The sequence below is a fragment of the Oscillibacter valericigenes genome (genome assembly GCF_016902445.1).
In the GTDB taxonomy this organism is placed as follows: domain Bacteria; phylum Bacillota; class Clostridia; order Oscillospirales; family Oscillospiraceae; genus Oscillibacter; species Oscillibacter avistercoris.
In genome coordinates, this window is record NZ_JACSNX010000001.1 from 280404 (window position 1) to 306615 (window position 26212).

Below are 26212 nucleotides of genomic sequence, written 5' to 3' on the forward strand. Positions count from 1 at the left end.
GTTTCGGCAAGCCGACGGCGTTCGGGCCATCACTCCTGATCTTGAAAAGGGACCGTGTCCGCTCTCTTGCAAGCCCCGCCGTTTCATGGTATCATAAAAAATAGTCTGTTCTTCCGGAACAGCCACATTCTGACAGGCGCCGGCTCTCCGGCAGGAGCACACAGTATGATCGGATTGGGAACCATCGTCAATACCATCGCCATCGTGGCAGGCGGCCTGGGGGGGCTGGTCTCCCGGAGATTTCTGAAGGAGCGGTATCAGGAGACCGTCACAAAGGCCATCGGCTTCGCCATCATGATGATGGCACTGGGCAGCACGCTGTCCCAGATGCTGGTGGTCCGCCTCTCCGCCGACGAGGCGGGACAGCTCTCCGCCGGCCTGGACACCCAGGGCACCATGATGATGGTGGTCTCCCTGGCAGGCGGTGCTCTGCTGGGAGAGCTGCTTGATCTGGAGCACTGGTTCGAGCGGTTCGGCGCCTGGCTGCGGGACAAGACCGGCAGCCAGGGGGACCGGCAGTTCATCGACGCCTTCGTCTCCGCCTCCCTGACGGTGTGCGTGGGCGCCATGGCCATTATCGGCTCCATCCAGGACGGGATCTCCGGCAGCCACGACACCCTGTTTGCCAAGGCTGTTCTGGACATGATCATCATCCTGATGATGACGGCCTCCCTGGGAAAGGGCTGCATCTTTTCCGCCATTCCGGTGGCCGTCTTTCAGGGTGCCGTCACCCTGCTGGCCCGGGAGGCCGCGCCTCTTTTCACAGAGGCTGCTCTCAGCAACATCTCCCTGGTGGGGAATGTGCTGATCTTCTGTGTGGGCGTCAACCTGGTCTGGCCCAGGACCGTCCGCATCGCCAACATCCTGCCGTCCATCGTCATCGCCGCAGCTTTTGCGGCGTGGGCATAAGCCGCCGGGCGGCAATTGGGGAAAGGACTGGAACACGCATGACGCCGAATCTATTTGACACCCTTCAGGCGCTTCTGGCGCAGGACCCCCGCTTTGTGGCGGAGGACGGCACGCTTCTGCGCAACGCCGTCTATGAGGCCGCCATGGGAATGGACGCCGGCCTGCTCCGTCTGCTGCTGTCGGATCCCGATACCCGGGCCCGGTTTTTCACAGAGGCCGACGGGATCCTGGTCTTTGACAAGGTGGGCTTCGGCTGGGCCGTCAGCAACCGGGCGTTCCTGCCGGACTCCTATACCCGCTTTCAGAACAAGATCGGCCTGGCGGACAGCAGCGGACAGCTGCTCTCCGCCTCCGGCGGCGTGACGCTGGTGTTCCCCTACAAGGACTGCGTGCTGGAGGGCGGCCAGACCCGGGAGGATCAGCGGCGGGGGGAGATCTTTTACAACGAGACCCTGGCCCCCCATGAGATCGACCGCCTGCTGGCCCCCAAGGTGCTGGTCCATCCCCTGCGGTGCGCACCGGAGGGCGAGGCGCCGGCGGCGGAGATCCGGCCGGAGGACAATCTGCTGATCCGGGGAAACAATCTGCTGGTCCTCGCCTCGCTCCGCCGCCGGTACGCCGGAAGGGTGCGGATGGCCTATTGGGACGTGCCCTACAATACCGGCTCCGACAGCTTCGGCTACAACGACCGCTTCTCCCGCAGCACCTGGCTGGTCTTTCTGAAAAACCGGGTGGAGCAGCTGCTCCCCCTGCTGGCGGAAGACGGCGTGCTGCTGATCCAATGCAGCTTCCACCAGCAGGCGTATCTGCAGGTGCTGCTGGATGAGATCATCGGCAACCATGTGATGACGTTCAACGTCCTGGCCCGCCACCCGGACCGGACCCTCACCGCCGACAAGCCCTTCAACGACGTGGTGGAATACGTCCTGGTCTACGCCAAGAGCCCCTCCTTCCAGATGCCCCGGATGGTCCGGGAGAAGTCCGTGGACGACTACCGCTGGACGGTGGAGGAGCTGGCGCCGGGCGAGGAGGTCTCCTTCGACGGCCGGAAGGGCCGGATCTTCCGGCCGGACCAGTACCGGCTGATCAAAGCCGCTCCGTCCCGGGAGCATTTCAAGATCATGACCGTCCGGGGCTCCATCCGGGAAAAGGTGTCCTCCGGCCGGTTCTATGTGAAGTACCTCCAGCCGCTGGAGGCGTCGTATCCCCCCAAGACCCTGTTCAAGGTGGAGGGCATCGGCGACGACATGTACAGCTACCGCTACTTCTATCTGCCCCCGGAGGGGAACAAGAACGGCGCCTACCTCCAGGGGATGCCCACGTCCTCAACTGAGACCTATAAGCCCTACCCCAATTTTCTGGACTTCGTGCAAAGCTACAACACCGTGAACCGGGAGGGAAACGGGGAGTTCCGCAACGGCAAGAAGCCGGAGGACCTGATCGCCTATCTGATGGGGATCTTCACCGCCCCGGGAGATCTGGTGCTGGACGCCTTCTCCGGCTCCGGCACCACCGCCGCCGTGGCCCTGAAGCTGGGCCGGCAGTTCCTCTGCATCGAGCAGATGGACTACGCAGAGACCCTGACCAAGCGGCGCATCGAAGGCGTCCTGCGGGGAGAGGAGAACGACATCCTGCCGGAGTCCGGCTGGCAGGGCGGCGGCTCCTTCCTGTACTGTGAGCTGGCCCGGCTGAACCAGCGGTACGTGGAGGAGATCGCCTCCGCCGCCACCGCTGAGGCGCTGGCGGACCTCTACCGCCGCATCGTGGACACCGGCTTCATCAGCAGCCGCATCACCCGCCGGGACATGGAGGAGACCGCCGGGGACTTTGCGGCCCTCTCCCTGCCGGATCAGAAGCGGTTCCTGCTGGAGCTGCTGGACAAGAACATGCTGTATGTGAACCTGTGCGATCTGGAGGATGCGGAGTTTGCCGTCTCCCCGGAGGACCGCGCCTTCAACCGGAGCTTTTACGGGGAGGCGTGAGCGGGATGTTTTTATACGAAGAGCTCGACAATCTCCGGAAGTACCGCGCCATCCAGCCCCTTCCCCCCTGCATCCGGGACAGTCTGAATCCCCGCATGCCGCTGCGGCCCTATCAGGAGGTGGCCTTTGAGAACTTTGTCACCTACTTCCAGCGGCCCGGCGGCCCGAAGCGCCCCTGCCAGGTGCTGTTCCACATGGCCACCGGCAGCGGCAAGACGCTGATCATGGCGGGGCTCATCGCCTATCTCTATCAGCAGGGCTACCGGAATTTTCTCTTCTTTGTGAACCTCACCACCATCGTCCAGCAGACCCGGGACATCTTCCTGAATCCCGGCTCCGCCAAATACCTCTTCGCGCCGGAGATCCTTGTGGACGGGCATCGGGTGCAGATCCGGGAGGTCTCCAACTTCCAGTCCAGCGATCCGGAGGCCGTCAACATCCTGTTCACCACCACGCAGAGCCTGCACACCGACCTGTGGATGGTGCGGGAAAACGGCCTGTCTCTGGAGGATTTTGCCCAGACGCCCGTGGTGCTGCTCTCCGACGAAGCCCACCACCTGAACGTCTCCACCAAGCGGATGGACCGGGCTGAGGCCGCCAGCTACCACTCCTGGGAGGAGACGGTGCACCGCATCTTCCTGACCCGGGAAGACAACGTCCTGCTGGAATTCACCGCCACCTGTGACCTGGCAAATCCCCAGATCCTGGAGGCCTACCGGGACAAAATCCTCTTCAACTACCCCCTGCAGAACTTCCGGGCGGACCGGTACTCCAAGGAGATCATCACCCTCCGGGCCGATCTGTCCCCCATGGACCGGGCGCTCCAGGCCCTGATGCTGAGCCAGTACCGGCTGAAGGTCTTTCAGGCGAACCGCCTGCCCGTCAAGCCGGTGGTGCTGTTCAAATCCGCCAAGATCCAGGAGAGCGCCGCCTTTCAGGCCGCCTTTGCGGAACGGCTGCGGACCCTCACCGGCGGAGAGCTGGAGCGCATCTCCACCCTGATCCAGAACCCCGCCATGCGCCGGGCCTACGCCTGGTTCGCCCGCCGGGGCATCTCCTTTGACGCCCTGGCCCAGGAGCTGCGGGAGGACTTCTCCCCGGAGCACTGCATCTCCGCCAACGACGATGCCGCAGCAGAGCGCAAGCAGCTGCTGCTGAACTCCCTGGAGGCCCCTGAAAACCCCTATCGGGCCGTGTTCGAGGTAAAGAAGCTGGACGAGGGCTGGGACGTGCTGAACCTCTTCGACATCGTGCGGCTGTATGAGACCCGGCAGTCCGGCGGCCGCCGGATCTCCGCCTCCACGGTCTCCGAGGCCCAGCTCATCGGCCGCGGGGCCCGCTACTGCCCCTTCCAGACCGCTCCGGACCAGCCCCGCTACCAGCGCAAATTCGACCGGGATCTGGACAGCGAGCTGCGGATCTGTGAGGAGCTGTACTACCACTGTCAGAACGACAGCCGCTATATCGCAGAGCTCCACAGCGCCCTGCGGGAGATCGGCATCGACCCGGACCGGACGGCCCCCTGCAGCCTGCGGCTGAAGGAGTCCTTTCGGAACAGCCGCTTCTACCGGGAGGGCCTGGTCTTTGCCAACAGCCGGGTGCCGCTGGATCCCGGCCCGGACGCAGACGGCCTGCCCGCCGCCCTGCGGGAGCGGAGCTTCCCCGTGACGCTGGCCACAGGCGCCTCCGGCGAGGACCTGGTGATGGACTCCGTCCCCCTCTCAGAGGAAGCGGCGGACCTCCGGACCTATGAGACCACCTTCCGTCAGCTGGCGGATCTCAATTACGCCATCGTCTACAAGGCGCTGATCCGCTGGCCGGCCTTTCAGTTCGACGCGCTGAAGCGGCGCTTTCCCGGCCTGTCCTCCACCCGCATGTTCCTCACGGACCCCCGGTATCTGGGGGCGGTCCGCCTGGTGATCCGGAGCCGGTACGACATGCCGCCCGCCCAGGTCCTCCGCAGCGCCGCGGAGCAGGTCCTGGGAACGCTGGCCGGGGCGCTGGCCTCTGTGCAGGAGCAGTGGACCGGGAGCCGGGAGTTCCATCCCCGCCGCATGGCGGAGGTGTTTCAGGACAAGACCGTCAACGTGACCGATCCCCACGCGGGAGGCGCCGGCATCTCCCAGAACGACCACACCGTCCCCGCCGCATGGCGGCTGGACCTGTCCCGAGAGCTGTGGTACGCCTACGAGGACAACTTCGGCACCTCGGAGGAAAAGGCGCTTGTGGCCGCCATCCACGCCCACATCCGTGAACTCCAGGCCGCCTATGATGCTGTCTATCTGGTCCGAAACGAGCGGCAGCTCTCCCTCTACGCCTTTGCGGACGGAGCGCGGTTCGAGCCGGACTTTCTGCTGTTCCTGCTGAAGCGGCAGGACGGCGGCTGGGTCCAGACCCAGGTCTTTCTGGAGCCGAAGGGCACGCACCTCCTGCAGGAGGACGCCTGGAAGGAGCAGTTCCTCCTCCAGCTGGAGGAGCAGGCCGTTCCGGTGAAGGTCTTTGCCGGCGATCCGTCCTGTCGGATCCTGGGGACTCACTTCTTCAACCTGGAGCGCCGGGAGACGGAGTTCGCCGCAGACCTGCGGCGCCTGATCGACGGCCCCCCATGCGAAGCCTGAAAAAAAGCAAGCGCCCTGGACGCCCGCTCGGGCGCCCAGGGCGTTTCCGTCTGCATGGCTCAATTCCGGGAGCACTTCTCCGCGTCGATGGCCAGCACCAGCATCAGCGCGCACAGGGCGTTGCCCGGATCTGCCACGTCGATCACATAGGTGTCCGTCCAGTGAAAGAGCTCCTTGTGGACCGTGGCCACCAGGGCGCCGCAGGCCTCCGTCACCCGGTAGTCCCACTCCAGAAGATCGCCCTCCGCCTGCCAGCCGTTGCAGTCGATGTCGAATTTGGGGGCAAAAAACGTGAATCGCTTCTGGATGGAACCCACATACTGGTCCCGGATGTACAGCTCGAACCTGGGCAGGAAGGTCAGCACCCGCTCCTGCACCGTGCCGATGTGCTCTCCCGCCGCATTCAGGATGTGGAGACAGTGTCCCCAGGACAGCTTGCCCTCCACGGTATAGACGGTGTCCCCCGCCTCATCGTAGATGTCGTAGCTGTCAAACCAGGAGAACAGCCGCTGCTTGAATAGAAGTCTCATGTTTCACCTCATTTTTCAGCCGAGTGCCTCTCAGGCCGTCTCCACCAGATGGTCCAGCTCCCGGCAGACTGCGTCCCGTTCCCGGCAGACCTGATTGAACTCCAAATTCAATTGGCCCTGGGTCCTGCCCACCTGCCGCCGCAGATCCTCCACCCGATCCCGGGAGTTGCTGATTTGCTCCAGCACCGACCAGTCGAAAAAAATGTTGTCAAAAAGGACATCCAGCGTCCAAGTGAAACCGTCCGGCCGGAAATCGCCGATATGCAGGGCCGCCACGTCCGCCAGCTCCCGCCGGTACCGGCGCAGGGCGCTCTGCATCTGCTCCATGGAATGCTGCGCCTCGTCCAGCCGGGAATACTTCATCATGTCTGTCAGCAGTCCGCCGCCGATCACATCCCAGGTCCCCCAGTTTTCCGCACTGCCCAGGGAAGCCAGCACCTGATCCAGCCTGCGGCGGACGTCCTCACCGGCAGAGCGGGCCTCTTCCAGTTCCCGCAGGCGGCTCTGGAGCTCCGCCAGCCGCTCTTCCAGGGCGATGATCCGCTCCGCTGCGGCGCTGTTCTCCAGCTTCAGCGCTTCCCGCTTTTCCTCCAGCACCTGCCGGAAGCGTGCCTCGCACCCCTGATCCGCCCGCAGCTCCGCCTCACAGCCGGCGATCTCCTGCTGGATCTCCGCCAGCTGCCGCTCCGCCGCGTCGTATTTCATCCGGGCGGCGCAGGCCTCTGCCTCTTCTCTTTCCAGCCGCTCTTCCCCGCGGCCGGAGAGTTTTGCCGCAATGGAGGCAAAGGACAGACGTCCCAGATCCTCTACGTCTTTCTGTTCCGCACTCCACACCCGGCGGAGCCGCTCCGCATCGGCCAGCGCTTCCGCCTCCTGTCCCCGCAGGGTCTCCAGCCGGACCGTGTTACGGCGCAGACGGGCGATTCGCTCCCGCAGGTCCTTCAGCTCCGTATCAAACTCCCGCATTTGCATATTCCTCTCTTTCCCAGCGGCCCTTCCGCAGGTCTTATTCCAGATGCTCCGGCAGTGCCGCCGGACAGTGCTGCCGGAACAGCTTTGCTGTCCGGTAGAGATAGACCAGCCGCAGCACTGCCACCACGATTGCGCCGACCGCAATCGCCAGCATCACCAGCAGCGACAGGAGTACAGAGAGCAGCATCAGAAGCACAGAGCCAAAGATCCCCAGCAGCAGGCCGATCTTCCACCGCCACAGGAGCCGCCACTTGCCGGCAAGTCTGTCATCCAGTCCCTCCAGCACATCGGCGTGGGCATTACACTCCTGATAGACAGATACCAGTTCCAGAACCGCTGCCGGCAGGCTCAGCGCCCACCACAGCCCGCTCTCCTCCGGAACGGCAAACAGGATCACGGCGCTGCCTGCACTGCCCGCCAGACTGCACAGCGCCGCCGTGCGGTATCGCCCGCCCACTGTCCGCAGCTGCCACAGAAATGCGCCGTAAGCCAAAGACGCCAGGGCCCCCAGCACCTCCCCCACTGTTCCGGCGGCGGGAAATGAGGAGGCAACCTCATCCAGGGTCAGGGTCTCCGCCAGGGTCCTGGGAATCACCAGCCAGAACAGGAGCCACAGCCACTTCGCCAGCACCGGTGCGTTCCGGTCCAGCCAATCCTGCCGCTGCTGTCTTTCCTCCAGCTCCCGCAGCCGTCTCCTGGGCATATCTTCCCGCTGGCAGCGGAGATGGCAGCAGGAGATGTACGTGCAGGAGGAACAGTCGGCATGCCCCTTTTTTCGGCAGCAGTCCGCAATGCCGCAGTCTCCGGAGTACGGGCGGCCGGGTCCCGTCTGACAGCCGGGACAGTCCAGCGGGTCCCTCCAGGTACAGGTGTCGCAAGCTCGTCCGCAGAGGCCTTCCATGGTCCGTCCCCCCTCTCTTCTGTCGTTTAGATTGTACCATGACCAGATGTCTCTGTGGGTAACAAATCCATGACAAATTTCTGCCGGAATGCTCATACAGCAAATTTTTCCGCCAAATAATCCGCATATTCTCCAGGCCCGGAGTCAAACTATGCTCGCGATACCCAGTGACCCACGCAACTTTGTATGATGAAAAGGAGATATCACTATGTCTAGCAAGAATAGCAATAAGATCAACGTTCCCGAGGCCCGTGCGGCCATGGATAAGTTCAAGATGGAGGCTGCCGCCGACTTTGATGTATCTACATCATATTGAAGAAAAACGCGAAATCTGCAACAAATAATACTTAATTTCGACGAATAGCCCGCTAAAACACACTGCACAGCAATTTTTTGCTGTGCAGTGTGTTTGTTTAGGGTTGGTGTTTACTACATATTAACTTCACTAAAATCTATCATCCAGCGTAAGCCGAAGTGGTTGCCATTCAATCAGATTTTGGAAAGAGATTTGTCAAGGGTGTTTTTTACAAATCTCTGTCCGAGATAAGTATTGGTATGTATAATCGACCTTTATATTCATTTTTTTGAATACCAAGAAAAGGAGCAAGGTATAATTTTGACCTTGCTCCTATCAGATAGTATTTAATTCAACAAGTTAAAATTGGCCAGTTATTCGCCATATACGATCAAGACGGTTTTTCCATCGCAATCCAAATAAACGCTCTGGTCGCCGCCAACCATTCCGTCTGTGCCGAAATGTACTTTCCATACACATTCATCTGTATCAAAATATGTCGTAATCCTGTCATACTCGACGGTGCATTCGTTCTTAGCACATTCGGCCACATTCTCAAAAGTTATTTCAGTTTCAGTTGTATTTACAAATCCAGAAGTTTTTACACCAGGTTCGCCTTCTACATATATTGCCATATCTTCGGCATAAGAAAAATTAGGGATCGCAATTTTATCAAAAATTGCCTTTGTCTGCTCTGCTAAATCACAATACATTGTGTGGCTACGTGCAGATACTCCTGTATGCCACAAATGGAAGTTTTCCTTAAAAAGGGTCTGGAGTTCTTCATCTGTAAACGATGCTTTCAAATCGTCATTGATAACCAAACCATGTTGAATAAATAAATCAAGCAGTTCTTCTGCGGGCATTTCGGATAATTCTTCATAAGTATATTTCTGCTCAGCTTCGGATTGAATGTCTGTTTGGGATATTTCCTCGTTATTTTGAGTTGGAGTTATTATGTCCTGTTGTCCTTGCTGACTGCAACCAACCAGACCCAACACACAGACCAATGCTAAAACTAATGCTATATATTTCTTCATACGGATTACCTCCTTGTAAAATTGTTTACTTGTATATATAGACGGAAAATCCAGCAAAAAGTTCCGAACTATGGCTATATCATAGCATACTTCGGTCAATTTGTCTCATTCCAGAAAACGAAATTTAAACTTTTTTCAAATTGCCAACCTCTTCATATAATATTTCCTCCCGTATTATGTGTTTGGAATCAGTTGTAGTTCCCTGACGTTTCTTGTTGTGGTATAATGGGCCGTCAGAAATTACAATAAAGTATAGCCACTTGGACAACAAACAAGAAGTAAAACGAGAACGGCCCCTAAGATGGTTACAGGTGCCAGAGCAATGATATGAGTGCAGTATACTCATGCCATATGGAGGAGCAATGGAGAGAAGGAAAACGCAGGCTATGGCGTCGCATAGCGCCATATTTTTATTGCTGAGTATTTTTACATTTGTGTTTCTTGGTTCGGAATATCTATATGTCAATATGGTCTCCCGCATTGTCGAGGAAAGCCAGACGGTCATTGCACAAAATTATGCGCTGGGCGTCAATGCCCTTGGATTTCTTATATACCCGCTGATAAACCGCTCTGTCCGCGAGAGGAACAAGACGATCCTTATATTTTCCCTATCGTTCCTCTCCATTATCTGCATATTTTTGATCCAACAGCACATCTCGTTTTCCGTCACGCTTGCGGCAGGCGTGGTTCTGTTTCTGTTGCTGGGCGTTTTTGGCGGCTCCGTTCATTATCTGGCTGCCTGCACGATCCGGACCGAACGCATAGCCGGCCTGGTGGGAATCTCCTACGCGGCCGGCATCCTGCTACAGTACGCAAACAACAATTTGGTAAATATAGAGATCGCGGAGGCCGCGGTACTCTCTGTTTCCCTTGCGGTACTGAGTGTTTTGATCATGCGCACACGCCGCATCCACAAAGAAGCACTCGCATCGGATGAAACGGCGCCGCTCCGAACCGCGCTCCGCCCCGATGAAATGTCCAGAAAGAAAATACCGGCGGGACTGCTCCTGGTACTTCTGGTGGCCCTGATGGCCTGCGTATTCAGCACATTGGATAACGCGATCACCCTGGGCCATGCGGCGGGCACGATGGACATCGGGCAATGGCCCCGTATGCTGCTGGCCCTGAGCGGCCTGGCTGCCGGTTTCCTCTTTGATATCCGGAAAAGAAAATATATGACGCTGATGATGTACTGCGTGATGGTGCTCTCGGTGCTGTGTGTGATTGTTCTCCGGTGGGGCGGGCCATTCCTGACCGGAGTAGCGGTCGCCTATGTGGCCTCCGGATTTTTTGTCGTGTTTTTTACCACCAGTTTTTTGGAGCTCGCTGCCTGTATGCGCCTGCCGGACCTCTGGGCCGGCATGGGACGGGCGGTGAATAATCTCGTGGCGGCGCTGGTTACCAACGGCTCGGTGACGCTGCTCCTTGCCGGCAGGAGTATTACGCTGATCGTCCTCATGCTGGTGCTGTTTGTCGCGGCCAGCATCCTGATGTTTGCCTACACGGTCAAGGCTCATGCCGTATTGGCGCCGCCCCCGGCTCCGGCGGCGGGCTACACGCCGAAGGAAAAGTTCTCTTCCTTTGCCAGCCTCTATTCATTGACTGACCGGGAGCGGGATGTGCTGCAGTATTTACTGGTCTCGGACGGCAGCGTGCAGGATATCGCGCAGCAGATGGCCCTTTCCCGTCCTGTGCTGTATCGCCATATCAGAAGCCTGAATGAAAAGACCGGAACCCAGAGCCGGATCGGCCTGCTGCAGTTCTATTATGAGTGGATGCCGGAGAACAAGGGCGTTACCCCTGAAAAAAGCCCGGATTTCAAGGCGTGAGACAAATGTACCCCCCCTGTCATTCGAAAAAAACGATGTAAAATAAAAAAAGAGACAAATGTAACCTTATATTTTAAGGCCATCTATGCTACGCTTTCCACAGATACTGGCGCAGCATCCCGGCCTACGACAAACCGCGTCAGGATCTCCTGGCGCGGTTTTTTGCGTCCACCCCGTCCGCAGCGGTGTGGGACGCTCAGGCCAGGCAGTCGCTGTATAAGGAGGAAATGAAATTTGAGAAAAACAGGATCTATTTTAGTGGCCCTGCTGCTCCTGTTTGGCCTGACTGCCTGCGGCGGTCCGGGAAACGAACCGGAGAGCGAAAGCGTGCCGAAGGGAGATGGTCAGATAACATCGGAGCCTGCCCCATCTTCCCGGGAACCCGCGGTGTCGATCACGGAAACGGCGGCCAGGACTGTGGATTTGGAACTGTATGAAACCCCAGATTTCAGCATCCAGATTCCCAAGGGCTGGACGGTCACCAGCGGCGGTACAGGGATGTATCACTCCATCCGGATTCAGGACCCCGCTGAGCCCCTCAATCAGATGTTCGTTCTCTTGAAGGCGGATATCCTGCTCCACAGTCAGGAGGGAAAGGACGCCTGGACCTATTATTCCGGCGTGACCGGTATGCCTGATATGCAGATATTTGCCCAGGCTCCCGTGCTGTCCAGCCCATCTACAGAGAATTTTTATCAGATCTTCCCGCAGTACGCCGACTTTGCCGCCCAATATGGCCCCGGCTATGCCGGCTATACCTTCCCCCAGTTTGAGGCCTTCACTGTGACCGAGCGTTTCCCGTCCACCGGCAGCCTGAGCGCCCACGCGCTGGGCGATGAGCTGCTGCGGGCCACCTTCACCGAAGACGGCAGAGAGGGAGAGGGGATGTTTGCCGCGTCGGTCGTGGATTTTGGCAGTGTTCCCATCGCGGCCGGCCCGCCGGTAGGCTACCAGCTCCCCCAGGCGGACGGCGGGTATTATATGGCGTATAACATCATGGCGGTCACAGCGGCCAAGGACACCTTCGTTGAGTGGGAGGGCATTTTGACCGAGAGCCTCGGCACACTGGAGTACTCGGAAAACTTTGTAAACGCCACCATCCAGGCGGGGCAGGAAGTGGTACAGCAGGCCATGGACTTCAGCCGAAATGCAAACGAGGTGCTGAACGGGATCATGTCTTCCTGGAAGGCGCGAGACACCAGCGTGGACATCCAGAGCCAGAAGCAGAGCGACGCCACATTGGGATATGAGCGCGTTTACGACACGGAAACAGGTGATATCTACCGGGCGGAGAACGGCTGGAGCGACAGCTATTCTGGGGAGCGCTATCAGCCGGTGACGGAAGACGAGATGTACGTACAGCCCATCAGCGGCTATATTGAGTGAAAACTGCCCTGCTTACAACGACAGGTAGCTGCATTTTTTTAACGAACAGGAGGAGCGTGAATGAATTATAGCATCTCGAAGATCATCCCATATGTCCGTCGGTATGTGCTCCTTGGAATTTATGACGTGCTGGACGGCGAAAGAGTGCCTTATCAAAAGAAAGAGGACACGGTCGTGGCCAAAGCGGAGGTATACGGCAATCTCAGCACCTTTTCTATCTCTGCCGAGGAGCAAGAGATGGGGACCGAGCTGAAGGTCACCATGCTGCAGTCCTGCGTGGGATTGTCTGAGCAGGGAAAAGAGCGGGCCATGACCGCTGTGATGGATCGAATCGTACAATATCTGGAAAACGAGCTTTTGATGAATAATCGCGCTGCTATAATAATGCCGCAGGAGGATAAATATGGATATGGGAGACGGCCCGAGCTCCATATCCGTGCGGTACGAAAAGGATGCCGGCGCGGTGAAGGTCCGGCTGTATAACTTGCTGGGCGAGGATTTCATCCCCGTGGTTTGCGGCGCGCCGGAAGACGCTGCGGGCGAGACGGTCAGCGTGACGGTGTTCGTGGACGGCCAGCCCATCCCACAGGAAAACTACACGGTTGCGGATGAAACAGAGGAAAGCCAGGTGTCCCATATGGATACTCCGGATGAGGTGGAGACTGTCACAGATTATATCCGAGTGATCACCGCCACACTGCCGCAGCCCATTTCCGCCGATGCCAAGGCGACTGTCGCGCTGGATATGGAGTTGAACGGGCACCGGTTTACCTACAAAAATCCGATTATAGATCCGCTGGTCTGACACTGAAATTGACAGAAAGGAAGGAGTGGAGAAAATGGTAAAAAATGGGGCAGGAAGCTGCTAAGGTATATGGGAACTTTGTCTTGACGAAAGCCCCGAAAAGAGAGAAAAGGGATATTAGGGGAGAAAAACCCGCGATAGAATAAAATCAAAGGTGTGAAGAAAAGGACAGGAGGACAGACCATATCTTTATACTTGATGTGGGAACTGTCTAGTTCTAAAAATCGTCGCTTGACTGTTTCCGCGGGCAGGACCTCCTTGCCGATGCGGATGGTGACAGCAGTACTGGACACCACGTCCACGATCAACTCCAGCAGGCTTTCCACATCGTCGTATGGATGCTCCCGGAGGAGATAGGTGTAATCAATATTTTCTTTGATTTGCTCTCTTTGCTCGTATCGTTCTATCTCCAATCTGTCCGCCTCCATAGTGACAGGCTGCGGGGGGCTGGGGGGATAGGTGGATGGATCAGGATGGTTAAAATCAGTTTGATTTAACTTAGTATAATTAGGGTCGGTTTTCTCGACGCCTGGAAGTCGGCTCTCTCGACTTGCAGAGGTCGGAAAAGCCGACTTCTGCACACCGGAAAACTCGACGTCTGGAGAGGGTATAAAAGGAGGCGGTTCCGGTTGAGACGTTTGAGGAGGTTGTGGGGGGACAGAGCCGGTGGTAAAGCGCCGCACATAGAGTTTGGTGGGTTTACCCTGGCCCTGTTTGACGCGGTTAATAAGCCCAACGCCTTTCCGGGTGTCCAGGTCTGCCAGCATCTTCATGGCCTTGTCCCGGCCGCAGTTCATATCCCCGCAGATCTCCTCCACGGTATAGTAGATATACACGCGCCCGTCCTCGTCGTACCAGCCGTTCTTCACGGACAGGCTCATCCGGTCCAGCAGCATACCATACAGCAGTTTGGCGTCTGTGGACAGGTGCTTGAAACGGGGGTCTGTGATAAGCTGGCGGGGGATGCGGAAATAGATAAATTGTTCCGCTTCATCGCCGTAAAAATATTCCGATATTGCGGCCTCTGGCATGGTCGGCTCCTCCTTTTAGGCAAAGAAATAAGCACGATTGTCAAATCGTGCTTTTTTCTGAATGTTCAATTTTGTCACAAGAGTTTGGTTTTACGGTAACTGCCTGCTTTTTTCTTTCTTTTTGTCTTGGTGTTTATGAACAATTGCCTGAGCAGCAGGGTACTGTAAAGGGCCGGACGATGCTCCTTCAGATAGATGCGTCGCATCCGTCCATATTTGCCGATGTGGTACTCCCTTGTGTCTGACAATACGAGGTCGGGGATCAGGTAGTCCCCGCATTGCGTGTAGGTCAGTTCCATAATGGCCTCCTTTGTGGGAATGTGTGGGGGTGACAGTTACGGTCAGGTGCAGGGCATCCCTCCTTCATCACAACTGTCTTTTCATTCGCCACAAATGAGCCGCAGTCATGATGTAATTTTCGGTGGTGTAATCCACCCTTTATAAATTACATCATGGAAGAATCAAAATAGGCTTTTTGGCGACTTATTCCCCTTTAGTGGCTTGTGGCGCCACGTCCTTGCACTCACACTCGTTCATCTGTATGAGTACGAGTAAACCGTTATTCAGTCAGATTTCCAAATTTCATTCAGTCAGATTTCTAAGTTTCATTCAGTCGGATTTTGTATCCTGTTCTGGGACAGCTGGATAGTCACGGAGATCAGGTTCGGAATACCACAAAGCAAAACGGCGCCTACTCGATACGAAAGTATTGAGCAGGCGCCACTTTGCAGTTCAATAGAGTTCCCACCAGTAATCGAACACCTTGCGGTACTGGTTTCCCTTCTTTGGTAGACAGCGATACTTTCGGACTTTCCGATTCCCATTCCGCTTCAGATACTGCTGCCGTCTGCTGGACTTCATATATTGAATGTGAAGTCCAGAGTGGAGCAAGGTCGCTATTCTCTCATAATCCCCCACGATATAGCCCATATTCGGCGCATATCCGCTGTGCTGAATGAGAAACAGGAGCCGATCTGTATGTCTGACGCTCTGTGAACGGCGGTATTGGCGACCGGTACGACGCCCACAGCCATTCTCCGCTTTAGTCGATTCCAGGATCTCGGCGATCCGACTGTTTAACTCTTGCTCTGTCATAAACCTTTCTACTCTGAACGATCCGGGTGACAGGATTGACTCCGTTCCAAGACCCTCGCTGTTTTGCGTGATATTCCCGTTTGGCCTTCTTACTGCGCTTGTCCAATGGTATCAACTGTTTCACGGGAATTCGCCTCCTTTTCTCTGCTGTTGACATTTGTCCCAAAGCGCACGGCATACATCCAAATAGTCTATATAGCCCAGCAACATCATCTTCTTCGGCAACTCTTCCAGGGCTGCCTGGAACCGCTCCCGATCACGTTTCCGCACATGGCAGAAAATCGCACGGTACGGAGAGTCACCCCGTACATATTCCTCGTGGAAGTGTACCCGCACCTGATGCTTGATGAAAAGCTGATCTGCCAGATAAGCGTCCGTATCCAGGAACACGAAATAGCTATAGAACAGCGATAGCCGGTCAATGTGCTGATAGAAATGCGTATCTTCCAATAGTGCCCTCCCTTATGACAATCTCATTACAAATGCAGAGGATCGCTTGCTATTCCAGAGCATATCGGTTATATTTTAATATTCCGCTGCGGCGGAAATCATCCTGATGAATGGAGGCGATCCATATGTCCGTGATTCGGTTTCCCGTGATCGATCCAGTGGCTACCGGAGCAAATATCTGCCGGCTTCGGAAAGACCGTGGTCTGACGGTTCGAGATCTCCAGCAGTATTTCGGATTCGAGGAGCCGCAAGCCATCTACAAATGGCAGCGGGGGCAGAGCCTTCCCAGTGTAGATAACCTCTATGCGCTGAGTGCCTTGCTCCAGGTCCCGATGAATGAGATCATCATCTCCACTTCTCATATTGTTCCGTTTGAGCAGCAGGCTTCCGCCTGCTGCTCAGGTCATTTTATACTGGGATTTTTTCCGGTACAGTGGGCGTGGCAGAATTTCAAAACCGCTTAGACCCTTATCCGCTTGCTCTCCACGGGCTTACCCCGGCCCAACTGGACCGTTGCCTGCCTAGGGATGAGCCAGCGACTTGAAATATAGATTATCATGCCATTTTGTCTGGCAACAGGTGGGCGTAAGGTTGAATTCTGCGTTTGACAACGAATGTGTTGTTGAATGGCGGCTTTGCGGCGAACGTAGAAGGAAGCGACTGACGAGCCAATCATCATGAGTTATGAGCTCATTTTGCATTCATCAGATGCAGTCCTTTGTATCGCGGGGATTGCGCAGCCTCATAATTCATCTGCGCCTGAACCGATCATCACTGCCTATCCATTCTGCCACGCCCACCACACCGGAAGGTGTGGCGTAAGAGTCAGGCAACCGTGGACTTTTCGATGAAGTCGCTGAGGATCACCTCAAAGCTGTCATTCATGTCAAAGGGCGGTTCGTATGTAACCTCGGTATTGACCAGGCACTTGTCCAAGGACATGGAGATCTCATCTGCCTTCTTGCTCAGTGCCGTAGCCATTCCCCGGATCTTATTCCGATCAAAGTCAATGGTGGTGACCTGCGTGGCATCGCAGCGGTAGGAGACCTGATTGCCCTCACCGTTGAATCGGAAGCCAGAGCCCCCGCCGGCGATCGTCTTTTCGCTGTTACGGAGCGTGGTCATATGCCGGAAGACTTCAGCCAACTCCTGGCGCTGCCGATTCAGCCCCACCTCGCTGTCCATATCCAGATCCAGTCCGCCCTTGGCGGTATGGATGGCTCGGCACAGTTTCTCCCGCTCTTCCAGGATGGACATGAGGAAGGCAGCCACTTCGTTAGCATGGCCAGCATACTCACTGGGAGCGACTTCCTCCACCACCGCGTCCTGGGCGTCGCCCATGACCTTGCTCCTCAGGTGCGTGGTCTTGACCTTGACGATGTTCCGCCGGTCTTGAAGGATCTCAGTGGCTTCGATCATCAGGTCTTTGAGTTTATTCTGGAATCGAAATGCGTCTTTCATATTCATAGTCCATACCTCCTCTGATTTCGTCAAAATAAATCCAGTCTGAAGTTTTGCTGGAAACGGTCCTTTGATGTGTCCATCATACCGCTTACTCACCTTGTTGTCATTGAACTGCTGGTTTAATTAGAGTCAACGATTTTTCTTGCCATATGATGACACCCCCAGGATCAGCGATAGCTCCTCAAAACTTCTGGTAGCCACATCGATGGATTCAAATAAGTTTTTTAATCAGGGCTACAGCGAAGTATGAAAGGAAACTGCCATGTAATCTTCTGCGTTTGAAAAAGAGAAATTCGAGTATAGGGCATCTGCGCTGTTGTCATAATGCTTCACACTATGTTATGATGTCCTTATCAAACTACTGGAGGTGCCCTATGCCGCTTCAGATCGTCCGAAACGACATCACGAAAATGCAGGTGGATGCCATTGTAAACGCCGCCAACGAGACTCTGTTGGGCGGTAGCGGCGTAGACGGCGCCATCCACCAGGCCGCAGGGCCGGAGCTGCTGGCAGAGTGCCGAACGCTTCACGGCTGTAAGACGGGGCAAGCCAAGATCACGAAAGGATACCACCTGCCAGCCAAATTCGTGATCCATACCGTGGGTCCTGTCTGGGAGGGTGGCAGCTACGGAGAACGGGAGCTGCTTGTTTCCGCCTATCGTTCATCTCTGGAACTGGCCCTGGAACACAGATGTGAGACTGTGGCATTCCCCCTGATCTCCTCTGGGGTGTTTGGCTACCCCAAGGATCAGGCCCTGAAAGTAGCGGTGGACACGATTGGGGATTTCCTGCTCCAACACGACATGACGGTATACCTGGTGATCTTTGACAAGGCCGCGTACACCATCAGCGGTAAACTCTTTTCCGATATTGCCGCTTATATTGACGACCGCTATGTAGAAGAACACACGAACAGCGATGAGGAACGGCGGCGCCGGCAGTTTCGGGTTCTGGCGTCTGCTCCCATGCTGGAGGCCGAAGCGGAGCCGGCGGCCGTCTCCGGCAGTCTGGACGAGGCATTGGAACTGTTGGATGAGAGCTTCTCCCAGATGCTCCTGCGGAAAATCGACGAGGCGGGACTCACCGACGCCGAGTGCTACAAGCGGGCGAATGTTGACCGGCGTCTGTTCTCCAAGATTCGTTCGGACATTCACTACAAGCCATCCAAGCCCACCGCCATGGCCTTTGCTGTCGCTTTAGAACTGCCCCTGGAGGAGGCCCGGGAGATGCTCCAGAAGGCGGGCTTTGCTTTCTCCCACGCCAGTAAATTCGACATCATTGTTGAGTACTTCATCGCCCATCGGAATTACAACATTTTTGAGATCAATGAGGCCCTGTTCGCCTTCGACCAGAGCCTGCTGGGAGGTTGACCTGAATGCCCCGTATGGATGTGACGGAAATGTCCTTTGCCAAGCTCTATCCTCTCCTGGTGGCCAAGGCTGTGAAAAAGGGCCGCACACGGGAAGAAGTGGATCAGGTCACTGGCTGGCTCACCGGCTATACCAGCGAAGACATTGCACAGTTGGAGCAGTCCAGCGTCACCTACGGGGATTTCTTTCGGAATGCTCCCGCCATGAATCCGGCCCGCGCCCGGATCACCGGCAAGGTGTGCGGTGTCCGGATGGAGGAGATACAGGACCCGTTGATGCGGGAGATCCGCTATCTGGACAAGCTGGTGGACGAGCTTGCCAAAGGCAAGACCATGGAGCAGATCCTACGGACGTAATTGTCGCCTGTAGGGCGACCAAAAGGTAAGAGAAGCCCTCTATACTGTACTCACAAGCCAACCGAGTACAGTTTAGGGGGTTTTATCATGAAAAAAGATCTGACAGAACTGGTGTTTATCCTGGACCGCAGCGGGTCGATGCAGGGGCTGGAGGAAGACACCATCGGCGGTTTCAATTCCATGCTGGAAAAGCAGAAGCGGGAGCCGGGCGAGGCATTTGTCTCCACGATCCTCTTTGATGACCGGGCGGAAGTGCTCCATGACCGTATTCCGATTCGGGAAGTTGCGCCCATAACTGGACGGGATTACTGGGTCCGGGGTTGCACGGCACTGCTGGATGCCCTTGGCGGGGCCATCCAGCACATCGGAAACATCCACAAGTACGCCCGGAGCGAGGACATTCCGGAGCACACGCTGTTCGTCATCACCACTGACGGCATGGAGAATGCCAGCCGCCGCTATTCCGTGCACCAAGTACAGGAGATGATCTGCCATCAGCAGAAGAAATATGGATGGGAGTTCCTCTTCCTGGGGGCCAACATCGATGCTGTGGAGACAGCCGGCCGTCTGGGGATTGCTCCTGAACGAGCCGTGAACTACCATAGCGACAGCCAAGGCACTCGCCTCAACTACGAGGCGGTGAGCCGTGCCGCCTCCTCCGTGCGCGCCAGCGCCCCGCTGGGAACAGATTGGAAGGCGGAAATCGAGCAAGATTACCGGAATCGGGGCAAGTGAGTAGTCAGACAAGGCAGGCCTGCGTTACTTTTGTGACGCAGGCTTGTTATTTGCCAACCAACATATAGTCCGCTTTTTTTACTCCGTTTAATGATAATACACTTGTTTTAACGGGCCCTATAAATTACAATGAGTGGGAAGAGAGTTGATTGATCGCTTTTGTGAGAAATTGCATTGAGGAGGATAACTATGGTACCTTACCGAATTGAAGGAATAGACACACCGATTTACGCCAAACGGTATGTTATCCAGGGCCCTTACTTTGCTGAGAGTTCTGTTGAGATCATTGCTGAATGTTCAAAGAATGAAAAAGCGACAGGGAATAATGATTGCTATTTCTTAGATCTATTTCTAAGCGTTGATGACTACGGCACACGTGAACCTATTGTCGGACTCTATTTCGGATCTCACAACATGAATCAAGAGGAAATCGATACTGAAGTTAGAGCCTATATTTTGAGCCAGCTTGATGATACATTCCATCTTTTAGTCAGGAAATACCTTTTGAAAGAGCAACTCATAGAAGACTGGCTGAATGAGCATGGAGACGAGATGGGGTAATTGTAAAGGACTTTGTATCTTCAGTTTGCAAAGACTTCCAAAATTGCTTTATTTATTTCGACGATAAGACGCGATAAGGGTCCTGGAACATTCTTACCTCCTTACCCTCTTACAGGAATCCATTGTCACATGAGCCTTAACGCCATTTTGAAGAAGGTAATTCTTACCCCCATAAAACAAAAATGCCGGATTGCTTGAAGCAACCCGGCACTTATCATTTTTTACATCATTGGCACGAATCCTCCGGGGCAGATCTCAGAGAAAACTTCTTTTTCCCTTCAAACTGCTCCCGGAGCAAATGGATCTGACGGTCCAATTCTTCAAAAATTAATGCAACTTCTCGTTCTGTGTACTCATAGTTGTTTTTTGAAGCGCAGTTCCCAAGCTTCCGGAAATCGCAAATCAGCAGATCCATTCGATGTCCGGCAACTTTGAGGAACCGTTCATGCTTCTTCTCGTTCATAGTCATCTGCCTCCATCAATATGAGTGGATACCACGTCCTCGTTGCCCGCTGTCCGGGCAGGTACTTGTCCACCGCTGCACAGTTGTTCCAGTGAAGGTACGCTGAACCCCTTCTCCGTCAAGAAATCCTCGCACGCAGTTTTCGCTGCATCCATGAGTTTTGAATCCCAGGGGAACTCATTTTCTTCTCTGCCCAGAATGACGCGAAGGCAGTGGTAGAGAGCTGTCCGGCAAGCGCTTTGCCTCTCGGCCCGAATGATGTCCTCATCTTCCTGCACTTCCTCGCTGGCAGCCCCATCCATGAAATCATCAGGGATGAGGGGCTCATAGACACGCTCAGCATAGTTCACCTGATATTTCCCATCCTTAAAGAAGGCACGCCAGTCATCGTTATGGTCTTCGCCCTCGACATAGAGCTGGAAATACACATCTGGGAACGTCCGCGAAAGCTGGATCATATCCGCACGGCAGCTGTACCAAGTATCATCCTGGTTGCACCAATGTCCTACTCCATTTTCTATGCCATCCTGCTCGAAATAGCAGGTATAAAGTTGGAGTTCCGCATCGATCTTTTGATACAGCTCCTGCGTCATCGGTTTTGCGGACAGGCTAAAACAGCTACAATATCCCATTTCAATCCTCCTCGTAGTTGTTCAGTACGCAAAGAGGCGCGAAATCAAAGTCGAAGTTTCCGTCTTCAGGATCTGAATATCCATAGAATTCAAGAAGCCGCTTCTGGGCGTCCGCATTGAGGTCCGAAAAGTAAATGCTGAATTCAGTCATAATACATCCTCCATTTCGCTTAATAATTGCAGCAGGCCGCATGTGAAATACACATACGGCCCGCTGTCTGCTTATAACTTTCCGAAAATTGAATCTGTGATCTTCTTGCGCTCCACAAAAGAGAGCAGGAGATCATCCACCCCCTTGTAGTTTGGGCTCCAACGCCTCGGGATCATTTCGAAGCCCTCTTCACAGCCTACCTGCAGGACCTTTTCGCGAGCCTTGCGGACATTGTCATTGACTGCCATATCCATATCGAATGCGACCTGGATCGTCTCAATGCCGAAGGCCCGAAGTTCTTCCAATGAGCGGCGGAACTGATTAAAGTTGCTTACTCCCGTGAGTCCGACAAATGCGCTTGGGTGCCCAAGCAGGCTGGAAAAGTAGTGGGCAAGATCCGCTTTCATAACGCCTTCTGTCAGATAGACAGAATCCACATCATCGGATACACCGACGAAGTGCGGGCAGCATGAAGCAGTTGCTCCATAGTATTGATCCACACTGGTGAAGGTATTGAATTTAGACTTGAATACCTTGTCCAAGCGGATCTGAATGGCCTCGATCTGCCCCTTGCTGTTTCGATCCGGGATCATAATACCAGACCCACGGATGTCCATCTTCCACTTCCCGGTCTCCTCATCAATATAGAAGCCTGGGACTCCGCCCAACTCACAGCCGCGCTCCAGCAGCTCCGTCACGATTTTAGGTGCCCGGACTGCCGGCGTCGTCTTATAGCCGAGCTTTATGATGTCTTCCCCAGACACCCCTCGATTCAGCATGGCTTCACGATGCGCTGTACCGAGAGAGAGCATTGATAGAAGATTGGAGTAAGTATTGTCCCGAACGCTTGCTGGAGCGAGATCGAGCTGGGGCTTTTGGGCCTTCTGCTTGATCACTTTCTTCTGGATACTTCGTTCAGGCCTGTGCTCACCATGGCGATAGATGTTACACAACTCCTCATATGCGGCGTTCAAGCTGATGCCATTCGCTTCCGCATAGAGGTGCAATACACCTCCGCCTTTCCCGCAGCGGTTACAGCGGAACACATTCTTACCCAGATTGATATTGAGATGAGCTTTTCGATCATCACAGAATGGGCATTTGCAATGGAGCTGGGTGCCGGTATTACGGACCACCCGGATGCCGAGCAATTCCACCTCATCCGCAATATCGCATGGCAGATTACCCGTGTAGTCCACTGCTCATCACCTCCATCCCATAGGTATTCGGCATTATCCGGCCTTCTCGGAAGCGGCGCTGACCAGCAGGATCGCGGCCGCCTTCAGAGCCAGATTCCGGCCATTATACTTCTGGACGTACCAGTCCAAATCGCTGGGCTTCCGCATGGCCACTTCACCCAATGTCTTGCCGGTATTGTACCCGCAATCCACTTTGACCTTCTTAGCCTCCTCCAGGGTCATGCTGTTGAGGTAGTCCTCCAGCGTCATGGGATTACTGGCCTTCGGAATAGGCGTCGGCTGCTGCACCTCGGCCTGTTTAGGCTGGGTGCGGGTCTGATGTACCACCAGACTGCCAGAATCGTCGGGAGGAACATCGTCCTCCGAATTCATGGAGTCGATGGGAGCGTCGGCGATGACTCCGGAGAGCATATCAGTTGCGCCGCAGAACTGCGTGCCGTAGCCTGCCGCCGCCAATACGCGGCCGATTGCCGCCGTCTCCGCGATCTCCAGGTAGCGATCCCCATACTTGTCATCCGTGGCAAATCTCTGCGCGGAGGACTGGGCCAGGTACTGGTCCGCAGGATCGCTACGATCCGCATACAGCCTGCAGGTGACGATGGCGGACTTTTCGGTGACGCTGATGATCTCCGAAGAAATCTTTCCCTGCGGCCGATGAAGCCGGAACCAAAGGAGCCGATACTTCACATCCAAATAGAGGCTGGTACCGCCATCCTCATTGGGGAGGTTCCGCGTAAATTCCGCCGGATTGAACCCATCCACCGCATTGATCGTGTGCAGGACTTGCATTGTAGTTTCCGTCATGATAATCATAACCTCCTATTTTTTGTTTTTGGGGGGACAGGACACAGCTCCGTGTATCCTGTCCCCGTCATTATTTCAACTCGCTGGCCTTTGCTGCTCACGGTCATAGTAGACTGTGATGCGGTCGGCAAGCGCGGTATTTCGTTTATCCACATCGTGCTTGTGGATGGCCATGTAGATGGCCTGCCGCTGCCCGATGAGGATCACCTTCGACTTGGCTCTGGAGATAGCTGTATAAAGCAGGTTCCTCCGAAGCATGATGTAATGTTCCTTCAGGATGGGGATCAGGACAACAGGAAATTCTGCGCCTTGGCTCTTATGGATGCTGATGCAGTAAGAGAGGTCAACATCCTCCAGCATATCAGCCGAGTAGTTCAGCACTCTACCGTCCAGCAAAGTGATCTCGATGACAGGATCATTCGTCCCATCACCCGTTATCGCAGTGATCACACCAACTTCACCATTTGCCACTTCTTCCTGGTTCCTGGTCTGGATGACTCGATCTCCAACGCGATAGGTCATCCCGCCGCACTTGATTTCGGCTCTGCCGGCTCTGGGCGGATTGACCAGGTCTCGGATCTCGCTGTTCAGGCGGTTGGCACATACAGTCCCCTTTTTCCTCTGTGGGGAGAGGATCTGCACATTTCCAATGCCGTTTTGGGAAACCTCCTGCACATAGTACTTCAGGATCAGACTAAGGGCTTCATCGCTGGTCTTCACATCACAGAAAATGAAGTCGTCGCCATAAAGCAAGTGCGTGTCGTTGTGATTGACCGCATGTGCATTCAGCGCGATCCGGCTATTGGATGCCTGCCGGAATACGATGTCCAGCACCGCCGTCGGGATCATCTGGCTGCGGATCATCTCTCTGAGCACATTGCCAGGCCCCACCGATGGCAACTGGTCCGGGTCACCGACCAAGATCAGCTGAGCGCCCGGCTTGAGCCTCTGAAACAGCGCGTATGCGAGCCGCATATCCACCATAGAACATTCATCGACGATGACCAGATCTGCCGTGAGGAGCTCGTACTCCTGCGCGGCAAGGTCGGCATCATACATGATCCCCATGGCCGAGTGCAGCGTCGAGGCCGGGTATCCCGTCTGCTCGTGCATTCGTCGGCTGGCTTTGCCGGTCGGTGCAGCCAGAAGGATCTCATTGTCGGGCATCACTCGATGGTAGATGTCCAGGATCACCCGCAGCGTAGTGGTCTTGCCAACGCCGGGGCCGCCTGTGATGATGGAAATTGAATGGGTCAGGCAAAGCTCCACGGCAGTGCGCTGTGAAGGGGCGAGTTGCTGATGAAGCGCCTTCTCTGATGCTTTGATTTCAGCCATGATATTGGGGATCTCTATGGGCCGCTCCTGTAAGAGGAGGGAAACGACCCTCTTGGCTACCTGGACTTCGCATTGGCGCTCGAAGAACTTATAGACGCGCCCTTTTTCGTTGTATATGAGCTTGTCCATATGAGCCTTCACGACAGCTGCATGGATATCTGACACACTTACTACTTCCCGCTGACAGTCTCTGTTCAGCAGGTCATAGCACTTGCTTTCCAATTCCTCCACTGGGAGGAACAGGTGTCCGGCTCCCATCGCCTCGTCTAAAAGATAAAGCATGGCGCCGACATACCGTAGCGGATGCCGTAAACTCACCCGGGTCTTTCGGGCAATCTCATCGACAGTCAGGAATCCGAAGCCTTTGATTTTACAGAGCTGGAACGGGTCGGTCTTAACGATGCGGAGACTGTCATCTCCAAAAGTCTCTTGGATCTTGTGGATCTTCTTGAGGGAAACCCCAAACGGGCTCAAATACTCTGTGATCTCACGGAGCGTTCGAGTCTGCTCATAGGATCTCATGATCGTTGCCAGCTTCGCTTTTGCAATGCCCTTTACCTCCAAAAGCCGCTCCGGCTCATTCTCCAAGACGTCTATGGTCTGTGTTCCGAATTTAGCCACGATCGCCTTCGCTGTCTCCGGCCCTATCCCCTTGATGAGGCCGGAACAGAGGTAGGCCAGTATGCTTTTGACCGTTCTGGGCGCAACTTCCCGGCAAGAGCTGACATGAAGCTGGAGGCCGTATTTCGAATTCTCCCATTTGCCATCCAGCTCCACATCCACAGCGTCCGTGTCCGGCATCCCGTAGCCGACCGCCGTAAAGGTGTACCAAGACTTACCGAGCCGGCTGAAATGCCTGGCACTCTCCGGGGTATCCGGGTCTTGCGTATGATAAGAAAAAACGCTGAAGCCATCCGTCCCTTTGAATCTTACTCGGTCCAATTTACATCGCATCTTCAAGCCTCCCGGCCCCATTGCGGTAATAGATAGGGATACCCAACCGCTCCGCCGCAGTGATCTCACCGCGCATGCCACTGGATATGCGAGATCCATACACGACCAGTCTGGAACACATCGCCAGCAATTTCTGGCCGAAGTCCAGCGCCAGAGCGCGTTCTTCAGGGACCTCGTCATCAAGTAAGTACGGGAGATATGCGTGGGGAGCAACAGCTCGATCTCCAAACTCCTTCTCCGCATAGGTCATGTAGGTCACTGCCTTCGCCGCATTCGCCAGGATGCCTGCCCTGGTAGGAGCAGACAGAGGCGAGCAGACATAGGTAAGAGACATCTGAATCACCT

The 26212-nt window shown here is 55.4% G+C and carries 27 protein-coding genes and 1 pseudogene; 13 read left to right on the forward strand and 15 right to left on the reverse strand.

What is annotated here, in order from left to right:
* The first annotated feature begins 165 nt into the window (after positions 1-165).
* The 3 genes from H9X91_RS01305 to H9X91_RS01315 are packed head-to-tail and all read left to right on the forward strand — an operon-like array spanning position 166 to position 5509.
* Positions 166-909, forward strand: a complete 744-nt coding sequence (locus H9X91_RS01305) for a DUF554 domain-containing protein (protein WP_204801732.1) — start codon at positions 166-168, stop codon at positions 907-909.
* Positions 910-947: 38 nt separating this feature from the next.
* Positions 948-2891: a DNA methyltransferase gene (locus H9X91_RS01310; protein ID WP_204801734.1), complete on the forward strand. Its 1944-nt coding sequence runs from the start codon at positions 948-950 to the stop codon at positions 2889-2891.
* Positions 2892-2896: 5 nt separating this feature from the next.
* On the forward strand, positions 2897-5509 hold the full coding sequence (locus H9X91_RS01315; RefSeq protein WP_204801736.1) for a DEAD/DEAH box helicase family protein: 2613 nt from the start codon (positions 2897-2899) through the stop codon (positions 5507-5509).
* A 59-nt stretch (positions 5510-5568) separates the two neighbouring features.
* Here the strand turns inward: H9X91_RS01315 and H9X91_RS01320 are convergent, their stop codons facing one another.
* Genes H9X91_RS01320 through H9X91_RS01330 form a run of 3 tightly spaced genes read right to left on the reverse strand, consistent with a single transcriptional unit; the run spans position 5569 to position 7714 of the window.
* The gene (locus H9X91_RS01320; RefSeq protein ID WP_204801739.1) at positions 5569-6039 is read right to left on the reverse strand and encodes an LURP-one-related/scramblase family protein; all 471 of its coding nucleotides are present in this window, start codon (positions 6037-6039) and stop codon (positions 5569-5571) included.
* A 30-nt stretch (positions 6040-6069) separates the two neighbouring features.
* On the reverse strand, positions 6070-7005 hold the full coding sequence (locus H9X91_RS01325) for a hypothetical protein (protein WP_204801741.1): 936 nt from the start codon (positions 7003-7005) through the stop codon (positions 6070-6072).
* A 40-nt stretch (positions 7006-7045) separates the two neighbouring features.
* Positions 7046-7714, reverse strand: a complete 669-nt coding sequence (locus H9X91_RS01330; RefSeq protein WP_204801743.1) for a hypothetical protein — start codon at positions 7712-7714, stop codon at positions 7046-7048.
* 406 nt (positions 7715-8120) lie between these two features.
* Here H9X91_RS01330 and H9X91_RS01335 point away from each other — a divergent pair, with 406 nt between their 5' ends.
* Complete coding sequence (locus tag H9X91_RS01335) at positions 8121-8228, forward strand: small, acid-soluble spore protein, alpha/beta type (RefSeq protein WP_204801745.1); 108 nt, start codon at positions 8121-8123, stop codon at positions 8226-8228.
* A 353-nt stretch (positions 8229-8581) separates the two neighbouring features.
* Here the strand turns inward: H9X91_RS01335 and H9X91_RS01340 are convergent, their stop codons facing one another.
* Positions 8582-9247 carry a hypothetical protein gene (locus H9X91_RS01340; RefSeq protein WP_204801747.1) on the reverse strand — a complete coding sequence of 222 codons (666 nt, stop codon included), beginning with the start codon at positions 9245-9247 and terminating at the stop codon, positions 8582-8584.
* A gap of 362 nt (positions 9248-9609) precedes the next feature.
* On the opposite strand from H9X91_RS01340, the gene H9X91_RS01345 reads away from it, so the two are divergent.
* From H9X91_RS01345 to H9X91_RS01360, 4 genes are all read left to right on the forward strand, one after another.
* Positions 9610-11076: a helix-turn-helix transcriptional regulator gene (locus H9X91_RS01345; protein WP_087389012.1), complete on the forward strand. Its 1467-nt coding sequence runs from the start codon at positions 9610-9612 to the stop codon at positions 11074-11076.
* A 423-nt stretch (positions 11077-11499) separates the two neighbouring features.
* Positions 11500-12462, forward strand: a complete 963-nt coding sequence (locus tag H9X91_RS01350; protein WP_204801749.1) for a hypothetical protein — start codon at positions 11500-11502, stop codon at positions 12460-12462.
* A gap of 60 nt (positions 12463-12522) precedes the next feature.
* Entirely contained in the window at positions 12523-12945 is a 423-nt protein-coding gene (locus tag H9X91_RS01355; protein WP_204801751.1) for a hypothetical protein, read from the forward strand.
* Positions 12926-13267, forward strand: a complete 342-nt coding sequence (locus tag H9X91_RS01360; protein ID WP_204801753.1) for a hypothetical protein — start codon at positions 12926-12928, stop codon at positions 13265-13267. Before H9X91_RS01355 ends, H9X91_RS01360 begins: the two co-directional genes overlap by 20 nt.
* Here the strand turns inward: H9X91_RS01360 and H9X91_RS01365 are convergent.
* From H9X91_RS01365 to H9X91_RS01375, 3 genes and pseudogenes are all read right to left on the reverse strand, one after another.
* The gene (locus H9X91_RS01365) at positions 13234-14298 is read right to left on the reverse strand and encodes a replication initiator protein A (protein WP_204801754.1); all 1065 of its coding nucleotides are present in this window, start codon (positions 14296-14298) and stop codon (positions 13234-13236) included. The genes H9X91_RS01360 and H9X91_RS01365 overlap by 34 nt on opposite strands.
* Positions 14299-14441: 143 nt before the next feature.
* Positions 14442-14597: pseudogene (locus H9X91_RS01370) on the reverse strand (TnpV protein); the annotation flags it as partial.
* A gap of 916 nt (positions 14598-15513) precedes the next feature.
* Entirely contained in the window at positions 15514-15843 is a 330-nt protein-coding gene (locus H9X91_RS01375; RefSeq protein WP_204801758.1) for a hypothetical protein, read from the reverse strand.
* A gap of 125 nt (positions 15844-15968) precedes the next feature.
* Between H9X91_RS01375 and H9X91_RS01380 the strand changes: the two genes are divergently transcribed.
* The gene (locus H9X91_RS01380; RefSeq protein WP_338111903.1) at positions 15969-16307 is read left to right on the forward strand and encodes a helix-turn-helix domain-containing protein; all 339 of its coding nucleotides are present in this window, start codon (positions 15969-15971) and stop codon (positions 16305-16307) included.
* A 361-nt stretch (positions 16308-16668) separates the two neighbouring features.
* Here the strand turns inward: H9X91_RS01380 and H9X91_RS01385 are convergent, their stop codons facing one another.
* On the reverse strand, positions 16669-17310 hold the full coding sequence (locus H9X91_RS01385; RefSeq protein WP_204801760.1) for a hypothetical protein: 642 nt from the start codon (positions 17308-17310) through the stop codon (positions 16669-16671).
* A 371-nt stretch (positions 17311-17681) separates the two neighbouring features.
* Here H9X91_RS01385 and H9X91_RS01390 point away from each other — a divergent pair, with 371 nt between their 5' ends.
* The 4 genes from H9X91_RS01390 (at position 17682) to H9X91_RS01405 (ending at position 20329) form a co-directional block, all read left to right on the forward strand.
* Complete coding sequence (locus H9X91_RS01390) at positions 17682-18677, forward strand: O-acetyl-ADP-ribose deacetylase (RefSeq protein WP_204801762.1); 996 nt, start codon at positions 17682-17684, stop codon at positions 18675-18677.
* A gap of 5 nt (positions 18678-18682) precedes the next feature.
* The gene (locus tag H9X91_RS01395) at positions 18683-19033 is read left to right on the forward strand and encodes a DUF2200 domain-containing protein (RefSeq protein ID WP_204801764.1); all 351 of its coding nucleotides are present in this window, start codon (positions 18683-18685) and stop codon (positions 19031-19033) included.
* Between the two features lie 87 nt (positions 19034-19120).
* On the forward strand, positions 19121-19768 hold the full coding sequence (locus H9X91_RS01400; protein WP_204801766.1) for a vWA domain-containing protein: 648 nt from the start codon (positions 19121-19123) through the stop codon (positions 19766-19768).
* Positions 19769-19957: 189 nt separating this feature from the next.
* Positions 19958-20329, forward strand: coding sequence for a hypothetical protein (locus H9X91_RS01405; RefSeq protein ID WP_204801768.1), 372 nt, complete (start codon positions 19958-19960; stop codon positions 20327-20329).
* 226 nt (positions 20330-20555) lie between these two features.
* On the opposite strand, the gene H9X91_RS01410 is transcribed toward H9X91_RS01405, so the two are convergent.
* From H9X91_RS01410 to H9X91_RS01440, 7 genes are all read right to left on the reverse strand, one after another.
* Positions 20556-20792 (reverse strand): hypothetical protein, encoded by a 237-nt coding sequence (locus H9X91_RS01410; RefSeq protein ID WP_204801770.1) that lies wholly within the window; start codon positions 20790-20792, stop codon positions 20556-20558.
* 2 nt (positions 20793-20794) lie between these two features.
* Positions 20795-21424 carry a hypothetical protein gene (locus tag H9X91_RS01415; RefSeq protein WP_204801772.1) on the reverse strand — a complete coding sequence of 210 codons (630 nt, stop codon included), beginning with the start codon at positions 21422-21424 and terminating at the stop codon, positions 20795-20797.
* A gap of 1 nt (position 21425) precedes the next feature.
* Entirely contained in the window at positions 21426-21575 is a 150-nt protein-coding gene (locus tag H9X91_RS01420) for a hypothetical protein (protein ID WP_204801774.1), read from the reverse strand.
* 71 nt (positions 21576-21646) lie between these two features.
* Positions 21647-22774, reverse strand: coding sequence for a CHC2 zinc finger domain-containing protein (locus H9X91_RS01425; protein WP_204801777.1), 1128 nt, complete (start codon positions 22772-22774; stop codon positions 21647-21649).
* Between the two features lie 33 nt (positions 22775-22807).
* Complete coding sequence (locus H9X91_RS01430) at positions 22808-23578, reverse strand: hypothetical protein (RefSeq protein ID WP_204801779.1); 771 nt, start codon at positions 23576-23578, stop codon at positions 22808-22810.
* A 75-nt stretch (positions 23579-23653) separates the two neighbouring features.
* Entirely contained in the window at positions 23654-25867 is a 2214-nt protein-coding gene (recD2, locus tag H9X91_RS01435) for an SF1B family DNA helicase RecD2 (protein WP_204801781.1), read from the reverse strand.
* On the reverse strand, positions 25857-26201 hold the full coding sequence (locus H9X91_RS01440) for a DUF7768 domain-containing protein (RefSeq protein WP_204801783.1): 345 nt from the start codon (positions 26199-26201) through the stop codon (positions 25857-25859). Before H9X91_RS01440 ends, recD2 begins: the two co-directional genes overlap by 11 nt.
* Positions 26202-26212: the final 11 nt, after the last annotated feature.